The 11650-nt window shown below is 33.2% G+C and carries 12 protein-coding genes and 1 pseudogene; 2 read left to right on the forward strand and 11 right to left on the reverse strand.

From position 1 onward, the window contains the following. The first annotated feature begins 4 nt into the window (after nt 1–4). Nucleotides 5–1414: a basic amino acid/polyamine antiporter gene (locus ACGH6P_RS02860; protein WP_267352296.1), complete on the forward strand. Its 1410-nt coding sequence runs from the start codon at nt 5–7 to the stop codon at nt 1412–1414. Here ACGH6P_RS02860 and ACGH6P_RS02865 read toward each other — a convergent pair. After that, entirely contained in the window at nt 1401–2174 is a 774-nt protein-coding gene (locus ACGH6P_RS02865; protein WP_411596685.1) for a tRNA1(Val) (adenine(37)-N6)-methyltransferase, read from the reverse strand. The genes ACGH6P_RS02860 and ACGH6P_RS02865 overlap by 14 nt on opposite strands. After that, nucleotides 2164–2835, reverse strand: a complete 672-nt coding sequence (nfi, locus tag ACGH6P_RS02870; RefSeq protein WP_267378827.1) for a deoxyribonuclease V — start codon at nt 2833–2835, stop codon at nt 2164–2166. Before nfi ends, ACGH6P_RS02865 begins: the two co-directional genes overlap by 11 nt. 54 nt (nt 2836–2889) lie before the next feature. Here nfi and ACGH6P_RS02875 point away from each other — a divergent pair, with 54 nt between their 5' ends. Beyond that, on the forward strand, nt 2890–3471 hold the full coding sequence (locus ACGH6P_RS02875; protein WP_411596686.1) for an IMPACT family protein: 582 nt from the start codon (nt 2890–2892) through the stop codon (nt 3469–3471). A 288-nt stretch (nt 3472–3759) separates the two neighbouring features. On the opposite strand, the gene ACGH6P_RS02880 is transcribed toward ACGH6P_RS02875, so the two are convergent. The 9 genes and pseudogenes from ACGH6P_RS02880 to ACGH6P_RS02920 all read right to left on the reverse strand — a co-directional run. Continuing rightward, on the reverse strand, nt 3760–4302 hold the full coding sequence (locus ACGH6P_RS02880; RefSeq protein ID WP_267369624.1) for a hypothetical protein: 543 nt from the start codon (nt 4300–4302) through the stop codon (nt 3760–3762). Between the two features lie 9 nt (nt 4303–4311). After that, nucleotides 4312–5109, reverse strand: coding sequence for an N-acetylmuramoyl-L-alanine amidase (locus tag ACGH6P_RS02885; RefSeq protein WP_411596687.1), 798 nt, complete (start codon nt 5107–5109; stop codon nt 4312–4314). Between the two features lie 27 nt (nt 5110–5136). Further along, nucleotides 5137–5949, reverse strand: coding sequence for a hypothetical protein (locus ACGH6P_RS02890; protein WP_411596688.1), 813 nt, complete (start codon nt 5947–5949; stop codon nt 5137–5139). Between the two features lie 505 nt (nt 5950–6454). Next, the gene (locus tag ACGH6P_RS02895) at nt 6455–7060 is read right to left on the reverse strand and encodes a hypothetical protein (protein ID WP_411596689.1); all 606 of its coding nucleotides are present in this window, start codon (nt 7058–7060) and stop codon (nt 6455–6457) included. Between the two features lie 141 nt (nt 7061–7201). After that, nucleotides 7202–7846, reverse strand: coding sequence for an N-acetylmuramidase domain-containing protein (locus ACGH6P_RS02900; protein WP_411596690.1), 645 nt, complete (start codon nt 7844–7846; stop codon nt 7202–7204). Between the two features lie 2 nt (nt 7847–7848). Beyond that, entirely contained in the window at nt 7849–8256 is a 408-nt protein-coding gene (locus ACGH6P_RS02905) for a hypothetical protein (protein WP_411596691.1), read from the reverse strand. Between the two features lie 3 nt (nt 8257–8259). Continuing rightward, complete coding sequence (locus ACGH6P_RS02910) at nt 8260–9192, reverse strand: glycoside hydrolase family 108 protein (RefSeq protein ID WP_267369691.1); 933 nt, start codon at nt 9190–9192, stop codon at nt 8260–8262. Between the two features lie 182 nt (nt 9193–9374). Next, complete coding sequence (locus ACGH6P_RS02915; protein ID WP_267351772.1) at nt 9375–9803, reverse strand: hypothetical protein; 429 nt, start codon at nt 9801–9803, stop codon at nt 9375–9377. 2 nt (nt 9804–9805) lie between these two features. Continuing rightward, a pseudogene (locus ACGH6P_RS02920) lies at nt 9806–11650 on the reverse strand (hypothetical protein); the annotation flags it as partial.

Here is an 11650-nt window from a genome sequence, read left to right on the forward strand (position 1 = left end):
AATTATGAATACACCTACCCGTACAAAACTAGGCATACTTCCTTTAACCTTACTTGTGGTTGGCAGTATTGTTGGAAGTGGTATTTTTAGTTTACCGCAAAACATGGCTGAAGCGTCTGGTGCTGGCGCTATTTTAATTGCGTGGATCATAACGCTTTTTGGCATGTTAATGCTGACACGGATATTTCAGTATCTTTCGATTCGTTTTTATAAGATTAACGATGGTTTATATGGTTATGTCCGTGAAGGCTTTGGTGATTATATAGGATTCAACGCAGCTTGGGGATACTGGATATCTGCATGGATGTCATGTGCCAGTTATTTAGTTATCTTATTTAGCGCGTTAGGATCATTTGATTGCTTTAGTTATTTTGGTAATGGCACCACCTTGCCAGCAGTCATAGGCGGACTCATCTTTTTATGGCTGGTTAATGCCCTTGTTTTAAAAGGGATTTATCATGCTTTCTTATTAAATTGCTTAGTCACATTAGCAAAAATTGTCCCGATTGGTCTGTTTATTGTCTGCATTATTCTTGCTTTCAAGGTTTCAACATTCAAAATTGACTTTTGGGGAACGCCACAACTTGGCTCAATCGTGGATCAAATAAAGCATACTATGCTTTATACCGTATGGGTTTACTTAGGTATCGAAAGCGCAACTGTTTATGCTTCACGAGCCAAAAACATTTTAAGCATAAGCCGAGCAACTTTTTTTGGTTTTGCTATTACCAGTTTATTGCTCATCTGTGTGTCTGTTCTGTCGCTGGGTATTGTTCCTCAACAAGAACTGGCTGCAATGAAAAATCCTTCAATGGCTTTAGTCATTGAGCATGTAGTTGGTAGTTGGGGAGCAACATTAATTAATATTGGGCTGATTGTTTCGGTTAGTGGTGGATTATTATCCTGGTTAATGCTTGCTGCTGAAATGCTTTTTTTAACCGGACAAGGCAATAATCATACCGTTGCACGCTGTTTTGGCAAATTAAATAAAAATGGTACGCCTGCCAATGCATTATACTTAACATCAAGCTTGATCAGCCTATTGATTGTGCTTGCACATTTCTACCATTCGGGCTATAACACTTTAATCCAATTATCGACTTCAATGGTACTGATACCATATTTATTATCAGCACTCTTCGTCTTTAAATTAGCCATAAAATCTCGCAAAGCTTACCTAATTTTTATTGGGGCTGCGGGATCGATTTATGGGGTATGGTTAATTTATGCTGGTGGGATGTCTTACCTATTATTATCAATGATACTGTATGCGATAGGACTCCTATTTTATTTATACGCACGCAAGCAGCGATCCCTATCTGCCTTCAGTTATGTTCATGACAAAATCTATGCAATCGCAATCATAATATTAGCCATTATTGCCGTTATGTATTTTTATGTCATACTGGATTAACTAACCCTTGGTGCTTTTTTTGGAACAAATAAAAATCTGCTAATAGCGCTCTAAAAGCAGGCGAATACTGCCCATCATCACAACGCATACACAGTTGTTGTTCAATGACATTCTCATTAGGCTTTGGAGCAAACGCCATTAATGATAAAGAAAATTGTTTATCTGCCGTGTATTTCACCTGCAACAACTGTTGTAAAAATAGATGATTTGATTCGCATAATTGCCTAAATTGATCTGCTAAATGATAAGGCAGCACCAAACAGAATAGACCGTCTGGCTTCAATAATCGTTTGACTGAATCAATAAGCTGTGTGTAGTTTAAACTTTCTGTATAACGGGCTAATTGCCTTTGGTTCGTTCGACAATCCACGGCCGACTCAAAATAAGGCGGATTGGTCACAATCAAATCATAACCATTGTCACTCTTCACCTGAAAACGATTAATATCACCCTGTATTGTTGATACAGATTTAAAGCCTGCTTGTTGGCAATTTTGTTGACATTGATTGACCGCTTGCGCATCAATATCAACTGCATCAATTTGACAAGCTTGATGTTCAAGGCGCTGTGCAAGCATTAACGCAATCACGCCACAACCACAACCGATATCAAGCACCTTATGAGTTGAAGAAAAGATCGGAGCCCATGCCCCTAGTAAACAACTATCAGTGGTGATTTTCATCGGACTTTTGTCATGCGCAACAAAAAAGCGCTTAAACGTAAAGCCCCCTTTTTTTAACGATTGTGATTTATTTTGCATGGATAAATTTTTTAAATAACGGTTTATTCGACGCCACCGCATCCGCCCAGCGTGTAGGTTCAGGCAAACGATAACCACGTAAACATAGATTGACCCAATTCAATGCACTCGCTTGGCTAATACGATGACCCGATGAAATAAATAACGGATTACAATTATTCTTGCTTTGTAATACCCAACCAATCTGTTGCTGCTTATCGGTGAGTGGCGTCACTTGACCGGCGACTTTAGGTAATGGATTATAATGACCGCAAAGGCGTTTTTTAGCGACACCAATGGTTGGCATATCCAATAGTAAACCAAGATGACTGGCAATACCTAATCGCCTTGGATGCGCAACACCTTGACCATCAACCAACAATAAATCAGGTTTATGTTCGACCTGCTCCCAAGCAGAAAGTAAAGCAGGATATTCCCGAAAAGATAAATAACCGGGGATATAAGGAAACTCGGTTTTTAATCGCGCGACATGATATTCCACCACATCAAAATCCGGATACGTTAAGATCACAATAGCGGCACGAGTGGTTTTGCCTTCATCTTCAAAGCCCACGTCGGTACCACCAATTAAAGTGATTGATGAATTAAAATCATCGGTTAGGTTTACTTGTTCAGCTAATTGCTGCTGGGTTAGTTTCAATTGTTCTAAATTAATAGACATTTTCTTTCTGCTGAGTATTATTAACGGCAATAAAATGATTTTACCAGAATTAGTATGCCATATACATTAGCAAATCCGACCGAACTGACAGAAGAAATTAAAAAAAGCCGCTTTATTGTCAATGCGGCGCCCGTTATTAATGCCCGGCAAGCAACGGATTTTATCGATCAAATTAGCGATCCTAACGCAACCCATAATTGTTGGGCATGGAAAATCGGTCAACAGTATCGATTTAATGATGATGGCGAACCAACCAGCACCGCAGGGCGTCCAATTCTATCAGCGATTGAAGGACAAGATTGTGATCAAGTAGTGGTGGTGGTAACTCGTTATTTTGGCGGAATCAAACTTGGCACAGGAGGCCTAATACGAGCCTATGGTGGGTCAGCGAGTCATTGTCTACAACAAGCAGAATTGATTGAACTTATTGCCCGAATACCTTTGCAATTTCACTGCTTTTATAATGAATGGCCAATTATAGAAAATCGCTTAAAAGAACTGGATGCACTAATTGAAAATCAAGATTTTGATGCCATAGGGGTAAACGTCAATATTGCCATTACGCAAGACAAATTGCTTTCGCTACAAAAAAGTATCAGTGATATTACTCGTGGTAGAGTGATAATACCAATATAAATCCTGTTGGTTAATTTGCGTTGGATGTTCACAAAGTCATAACTGTCACTATTTTTATAATATTACTAAAGCTTTTTTATTAAAAAATGGCTTGATACGAAATTCTTAAATTATCACTGAGCACTACCGATAACTCTATGTTATGAGCAAGTAATAAATAAAGCGATATAGAATGTGTATTTCATTCATTATGCTGCTTTATCCCTGTGTATACAGGGAATACGAATAGTTAATTAAATGACGGCGTAGTCTAATCTTTCCTACAAAATAAGTTTTTATTATCTTTATTCATAATTTATCTAAATGAGCGCAACCCTCAAATATTTCACCTTTAAAGTCGATAAAAATTTCATATATTGAAGTAAGCTCATCAAGATTTGCTTCGCAAAAAGTTCCATTAGGAAGACTACGAATTAAACCATATATACCCTTATCAGAATGGAAAATTGTCACAAAATTATTTGTTAAAGCAGAAGATTTTATATCTATAGAAATAGTAACATTTTCTTTTTTATTAAGCATAAATTGCAATTTATTCTTACTTATTATGGCATTCCAAAAAGGTTCATAACCACTCGCATGAAACCCTATAGAGTTTTTGTTGACTTTATCCCAAAAAATATGTGGTGTTAATAAATCTATTTGTTGCATTTGCTGTAATTCTGACAGGCTTATCCAATCTATCTTTTTATTTTTAAGATTTAAAAAATTTCGCTTACCATTTTCTGTACTTCCTAAAGATAAATATTCTTGATTAGACGAATCTTTATATATTTCCTGTGCTGATAATAAGTTAGGTAATACCAATAATAATAAAATTAATTGTTTCATATTGTATCCTTATTTACCGTGAGGATTTCCTTTTAAAATTGGGGGCCATGAATATTTATCGTCAGCAAATGGAATTTTTGATTTACTATATCCCCAATATCTATCATGTTCAAAATGAGGAATATCATCTATTGGTACGTTTCTATTCCTCAAAATAGAGTAAAATTTATTATAATCAAAATCAGTAGGATCAGCATGACCATCAGCAATACCTCTATCAACTTCAATATGAGGTACTATTATGGGCCAACATCCTTCAATATCTGAAGCTTCAATATATAAATCAGCTAGAGCTTGATATTGACTATCCGTAGGAACATCAGGACTTTTATAATTAATTTCGACATGGAACATTCTTCCTTTTAAATTATTCCTAGATTCAGCTTTAGTTGCCCATACATTTTTTTCGGTAAAAGGCCATATTTCAATTATATTTCCATTTTGCATAATATATTTATGAGCTTTACTCCTTACTTTTTTTTCTGGATTATTTACATTAGTTTTTGCTTTGATAGTTTCTTCACTCATATTTCCATCAGTGCAATGTAGAACAAAATGACTTCTGTATGCAGGATCTATAGGGCAAACTTCTTTATTTGTGATTTTCAACATAGTAAATGTAACCAAAGATAAAGGATGAATAAACCACACCCTACCGCTTTCGTTCAAGGTGGCAGGCGTTGATGAAGTTTCTGCTTGTTTACTTGAGGTGTCTGCTGATTGCTCTTTTTTAGTTTCTGCTTCACTTTGTTCCGTCTGTTGACTTTGCTTAGCTAAACCTTTGGCGACATCATCCCACCACAGCATTTTTGTCGCTTTTTCTTTGCTTTTTTCTCATAATTTATACTTCTCTTCTAACTCATTTATTTTACCCAATAAGTTTAGTTGCTCTTGTGTTAATTTCTTGTCGGGTGCATCTTCATAACCATCTGGAAAGCGTTGATAATCTCTTCTTTGTTGTTCTAAGCCTTGTTTTATTGATTCTTGTTCGCTTGCGTCCATCTTACTAACATATGCATCACGTTTTGCTTCATCGCCGTCTTTTAAATAACCCAAATAGTTTTCCGCATCATCGGTCATTTCACTGTTTAATGCTTCCCATTCCGGTCGCTTTCCTTCTGCATCCAGCTCTTCATACCATTCACTTTGATAATTTACTAACAGCCGTCCCAGTGCCATTGTTAAGTGTGGTTTGTCGGATATTCCTTTAAAACATCCCTGTGTTAATGTTGCATATTTATTACTATTTTGAATATATTGCTTGTCTAATATTGTTAAGGTCTCTTTGAGGGTTGGCTTATAGTTCTCCAGTGAAGCATTATCCTTATTTCGGGTTTCCGCTTTTTTCGCATTCAAATAAAATTCTTTTAAACTGCTGGTTTCTGTAATCTGTTTAAAACCAAACCACTCCCAACCATAGTATAGTGGTAAACCAAAAGATTCCATACCTCCTGTCCCCGTTTGCTTATATTGTAAGGATTCAAAATGTGCAGTTTCTGAACGATACATTTTTTCAATTATTATTGCCATTTGCTTGCCATGCTTCTTATATATTAGATTTATAGCGAATTCGGCATCTTCTAGAGTGTAATTTCTTTTGAGTTCAATTTTAACATTGAAACAATCCACCATAGCCACAGCTTGCATAAATCACGCCTACCGCTTTAGCACAAGGTTACAGGCGTAAAAGTTTCTGCAAGTTTATTTGAGGTGTCAGATGTTTGACCTTTTTTAGTTTTGTGTAATTTAGTATTGGGTTATGATTTTTCAATGTTTGTAAAAATATGCGTTTCCTAAATAACCAGATATTATTCATATAAGCAGAAAAATTCACTTATCCATGTGACTTGTCAACAAGTTATTACTAACCTATTTCATTCTAATTCCATATTGGATTAAGTATATAAGGTTCTACACTTTCATTTTTACATTTAAGAAATGTAATATTCTCGTTATTTTTTTTTATTAAAATTCCTGCATTATCAGGATATGTATTTACTTCATAATGCCAAATATTTTTTTTAAAAACTAACGGATTTATTGAAACTTTATGGTCAGAAATTTCTTTTCGCAACTCTAATTCTATTTTGTTTTTATTGCCAAATCTATATATTAGATCACTTTTGTTATAATAATCATAACAAATAGATAATTACTTATTTCCTATTTGGCAACCAAAGGCATCCATTTCAATTAGATTTTCATTATATGTACATAAAGAACGATCTTTAAAAAAGATTTTTTGCCTATAAAAATTATTTAAATCTTGATAATTAGCTAATTTAGCTAGTAATCTATTTATTTCATGTTTTGACAAATTTTGTTTAAATTGATCGGCTAAAATAAACAGAAAGCTTTCATAGTAATTTAAAAAATATTCCCCCAAAATATTTTTTTTATTTAATACAAATATATTATCGATAATTCTAATAGTTTCATTACTTATATTTTCTATAATGGGCTCACCGATTATATTTCCCATACGTCGTTCAAACGTGATTTTTCCCAATAAAATTAGATTATTATCTTTGATATTCAAATATGTGATTGTTAATGGTGAATTACCTGTATTTGATTCGATTAAACCGAATATACCTAGTTTTGAATAAAACATTTCCCCACCAAAATATTCATTTCCAATCACATTATTTGTATAGGTGAATGAATTGTTATCAACGTTAATCGTTAATAATTGATATCCATCATAATCCTTTGATTCTTCATTATTATATGGGCAATATTGGTATAATAAATTCATATTGTCCCCAGAAAATGTTGTTATATTTATTTTTTAACCGAATCTTTATCACATTTTGTTGTATTAGCAAATGCAAAATTCATTGATAGTATAAAAATAATAATAATTTTCTTCATATTATGATTCCTTTATTTTTCTTCTTTATAGTTTTTCATATATTTCTTTTATAAGCACATCATAATTATTTTTTTTATAATTGCTTCCATTATAATAAAAAGCAAATGTGTCCCATTTTTTTAACTTTAATGCTTCTAATGCATTGTTATTTCTTAATAAATAACCTTTTAATGTAATTAAATGATTTTTTTCTGAACGGCTAATTTCATATAGAATATCTTCAATACTTAATTTATTTGAATGCATATTTGCACCCATGACTTGAAATTTTCCCCAAGAAGCTGATAGTAGTGCTTCTCGAGGTGATAAATTATATGCTTTTATTAATCGTTCATATTGTTTCGCATAAGTTCCATACTTAGCAAATGAAGAACTACTAGAAATATCAGGATCATTATCAAATTTACCATTGGTTAATTTGTGAAAATAATGTCTTTCAAACAATATTTTAGGGACATGATCTCCTAAATGAGTGTAAAAACTTTCATCCTTTGTTTCTTTTATACCCACAGCTTTAAGAGCTTTTGCTTCACATCCTAACTCATTTGCAACTTGTTCATAATCAAAGTCGGTTAATAAATCCATATTTATTCTTTGTTCTAAAAAAATAAGTTCATATTCTTTATTGTTTAATAAAATAATTGGATGTTTTTTAACCCAAAAACCCATTATCAATGTTTTTTAATATTTTCAGGAAGTAATTTCGCTTTATTTGTTAAATAATATTCTCCATTAGGAACTCTGATCAAATCCCAAATTAAATTTTTTTCTTGTAATCTAAGAATAGCTACACCATTTTTACCACCAAAGGTACTATCAAAATGAACTTCGATTTCATTATTGATTAATTTAGATACAAAAGGTATAGGGCAATCTATTTTATTGCCATAATTAACTATAGAACATAATTCCCCCTCTACTTTATTGTTAGTGTCAATTTTCAATTTTATTGAGAAAATACTATAAGGTATTTCATTTTTTTCTAAATGAATTTCTTCTGTCCAAGTTTGCTCAATAGCTAAGGCACAAGCGGAATTAAAATGAAATAAAAAAAGCAAAACAAAAAATATATATCGCATAAACTAATCCTCAATTTTCACATTTAAACAATCATCCACTCTATTTAACCAACCTTTTAGAAATACATAGTTTTTTGTATGAGTTCCATCCGCTTTAATAGCTAAATTAGTATAATATTCTCGTCTGATTTCGGTAATACGTGTTAATAAGTTATCTTGATCAGCAATAGAATTTATAATAACAGCTGTTCTTTCCCCCATTTTTCCATCAACATCGATATTTTGGTCAAACTCATCGACTAGAAGTTGTTGAACTTTTTTTATTGTGCCTCCGGACGTAATTGACCAATCATATATCATTAACCCTAATCTATCATTTTCTATTTTGCAGAATCCTTTCGGTTGCCAATATCTTTTTCTATAGATAACTTCAACTTGTTCATCTGTCAGTTGTTTTAAGTTTTCTAAAGTAGGTTCTATTCCTAAATCTTTTTTTGCATATGCCACCCACGTATTCCAAGCTATTCCTTTATTAGTTTCACCTCCAGAATCATTTGGATTATTTACATATCCTCCTTCATGTCTCAATACAATTTTTGAAATTCTATGAAATTTTATAGAACAACAATCTATTTTCTTTTCTGTGAAAATAGAAATACCCACAGGATGCATAAACCACACCCTACCATTTTGGCTTAAGGTGGCAGGCGTTGATAAAGTTTCGGTTTGATTAGTTGAGGTGTCTGCTGATTGCTCTTTTTTAGTTTCTGCGTCACTTTGTTCTGTTTGTTGGCTTTGCTTAGCTAAACCTTTGGCGACATCATCCCACCACAGCATTTTTGTCGCTTTTTCTTTGGTTTTTTCCCATAATTTATACTTATCTTCTAACCCATTTATTATGCCCAATAATTTAAGTTGCTCTTGTGCTAATTTCTTGTCGGGTGCATCTTCATAACCATCTGGAAAACGTTGATAATCTCTTCTTTGTTGTTCCAATCTCTAAGAACGAACAATTGACTTTTTCACATCTTAGTATTACTTAATGCTCCAACTGCATGAAAAAATTTTTTCAACAAGAGCTTTTTCAATTTATATCCATAAATTGAATTATTCATACTTTAATATCATCACGATTATTAACATCTAATAGTTAATTTATAGCCCCCCAATAATGTTAATCATTTTTCTAAAAGCTCAAACTTTTCATTTATGAAATTATAATATCTTCTTCTATATCCTTCGTTAGCTTCATTTTCATCAGGATCCGCTATTATTCCAGAAATAATAATTAAACTACTATTTAAATGATACTCTATAGAAAACCAATTTTCTCCATTTTCATCTTCTATTAAATAAGCATTAGGAAGCCCAATAACTTTGTTAGAGAGTAAGTTTCGAATCTCTCCACAAATTGCACCACCACCACACCCATAAACCTTAATCAAATAATGATATGCAAAGTTTGCATTTTTAATTTTTGTTTTAGTTTTAATAGCGAAATCGTTAAAATCTAATTTGATAAGTTCTTTACTTTGAGCTTGAGCTATTAAGGAATAATTAATTGCAAATATTATGAAACACAGAAGAGCAAACTTTAACCTTTTCATATTTACCTCCAATTTCCATTTTTCGATTCTTTTAAGGCTTCAACCATTTGATCTGGTAATATATGGGCAGAATTTAGCCCATCTCCTTGATAATATGATGAACCTTCAAAAGCTGCTATTCTTCCCTTACTTATTGTTTTCCCTTTACGTACTCCTGCTGATGCAAATTCTTTAGCCCAATCATAAATAGCATCTTCAACATCACCATCCTGTTCTAAATATTTTATTATGTTCTTCCTTTTAATTTTTATTAAATATTCTTCAAATAAAATATCTTGTGTTTCTTTATTATATTTCAATGATAAGTCTAATTTTAAATAATCTAGAGCTGATTTTAAAGTTTCAGGAATTATTTGAAAGCGTCCAGCAGCAAATATTTCCCTTTTTGCTTGTTTATCAATTAATTCCTTTAGCGTCATAGAGGTTAAGTTAGTATTAAAAAAAGCTCTTAGTTTTGGTTTAGTTTGATTATAAGCTGAATAATCATTATTGGATTCAACTTTACCTAACAGCAAAGCAAATGGGCTTTCTGCCCAGCCTTTTTTTATTTCAATAATATTAAAATAATCCACCATAGCCACAGGATGCATAAACCACGCTCGACCTTTTTGACATAAGGTGGCAGGCGTTGATGAAGTTTGGGTTTGTTTAGTTGACGGGGCTGCTGTTTTACTATTTTCAGTGGTCGCATCACTTTGTTGTGTCTGCTGCTTTTGCTTAGCTAAACCTTTGGCGACATCATCCCACCACAGCATTTTTGTCGCTTTTTCTTTGGTTTTTTCCCATAATTTATACTTATCTTTTAACCCATTTATTATGCCCAATAAGTTAAGTTGCTCTTGTGCTAATTTCTTGTCGGGTGCATCTTCATAACCATCTTGAAAACGTTGATAATCTCTTTTTTGTTGTTCTAAGCCTTGTTTTATTGATTCTTGTTCGCTTGCGTCCATCTTACTAACATATGCATCACGTTTTGTTTCATCACCTTCTTTTATATAACCCAAATAGTTTTCCGCATCATCGGTCATTTCACTGTTTAATGCTTCCCATTCCGGTCGCTTTCCTTCTGCGTCCAGCTCTTCATACCATTCACTTTGATAATTTACTAACAGCCGTCCCAGTGCCATTGTTAAGTGTGGTTTGTCGGATATTCCTTTAAAACATCCCTGTGTTAATGTCGCATATTTATTACTATTTTGAATGTATTGCTTATCTAATATTGTTAAGGTCTCTTTGAGGGTTGGCTTATAGTTCTCCAGTGAAGCATTATCCTTATTTCGGGTTTCCGCTTTTTTCGCACTCAGGTAAAACTCTTTTAAACTGCTGGTTTCTGTAATCTGTTTAAAACCAAACCACTCCCAGCCACTGACTTTCTTCACGCCCTCACTGCCAATAAATGTCCATCCTTTGATAGGAACATTTTGACTATCCACTGCATGCTCTATCCATAACCATAATGTCCCCTTTTCATCCATGGCTCGTTTATCATTCTTGATTAAATCTTCATCATTTAAATTCAGTAGCAACGGTGGTGTATCGACTTCTTTTTTACTGGTTGTTAACTCACTCTGTTGTAATGGAAACTTGCTCCATGCCTTTGTGGTACTGGCTAAATCTTTTAGATTACCTTTTTCTTTTAGTTTATCCTGTATCTCTTTATTATTCTCTATCCATAATGTTTTAGTTTCACTTTTCGATGTTTGAATCTCTATTTGGAACCAGTTGATATTCCGTTCTTTACTTAATATTTTTATTTCCGAACCTTTAAGGCGCTCACCGACTTTTGTATCCGATTCTGATGCTGACGCCAGTAATTTTGCCCCTTTTGATATGCCAACCAATGTTTT

It is taken from the genome of Gilliamella sp. CG25 (assembly GCF_046635705.1).
Taxonomy (GTDB): Bacteria; Pseudomonadota; Gammaproteobacteria; order Enterobacterales; family Orbaceae; genus Gilliamella; species Gilliamella apicola_I.

Excerpts from the sequence above, each read along its gene's own strand:
- ACGH6P_RS02860 (WP_267352296.1), top strand. The coding sequence starts at position 5 with ATGAATACACCTACCCGTACAAAACTAGGCATACTTCCTTTAACCTTA.
- ACGH6P_RS02865 (WP_411596685.1), bottom strand. The coding sequence starts at position 2,174 with ATGCAAAATAAATCACAATCGTTAAAAAAAGGGGGCTTTACGTTTAAG.
- nfi (WP_267378827.1), bottom strand. The coding sequence starts at position 2,835 with ATGTCTATTAATTTAGAACAATTGAAACTAACCCAGCAGCAATTAGCT.
- ACGH6P_RS02875 (WP_411596686.1), top strand. The coding sequence starts at position 2,890 with ATGCCATATACATTAGCAAATCCGACCGAACTGACAGAAGAAATTAAA.
- ACGH6P_RS02880 (WP_267369624.1), bottom strand. The coding sequence starts at position 4,302 with ATGAAACAATTAATTTTATTATTATTGGTATTACCTAACTTATTATCA.
- ACGH6P_RS02885 (WP_411596687.1), bottom strand. The coding sequence starts at position 5,109 with ATGCTGTGGTGGGATGATGTCGCCAAAGGTTTAGCTAAGCAAAGTCAA.
- ACGH6P_RS02890 (WP_411596688.1), bottom strand. The coding sequence starts at position 5,949 with ATGCAAGCTGTGGCTATGGTGGATTGTTTCAATGTTAAAATTGAACTC.
- ACGH6P_RS02895 (WP_411596689.1), bottom strand. The coding sequence starts at position 7,060 with ATGAATTTATTATACCAATATTGCCCATATAATAATGAAGAATCAAAG.
- ACGH6P_RS02900 (WP_411596690.1), bottom strand. The coding sequence starts at position 7,846 with ATGGGTTTTTGGGTTAAAAAACATCCAATTATTTTATTAAACAATAAA.
- ACGH6P_RS02905 (WP_411596691.1), bottom strand. The coding sequence starts at position 8,256 with ATGCGATATATATTTTTTGTTTTGCTTTTTTTATTTCATTTTAATTCC.
- ACGH6P_RS02915 (WP_267351772.1), bottom strand. The coding sequence starts at position 9,803 with ATGAAAAGGTTAAAGTTTGCTCTTCTGTGTTTCATAATATTTGCAATT.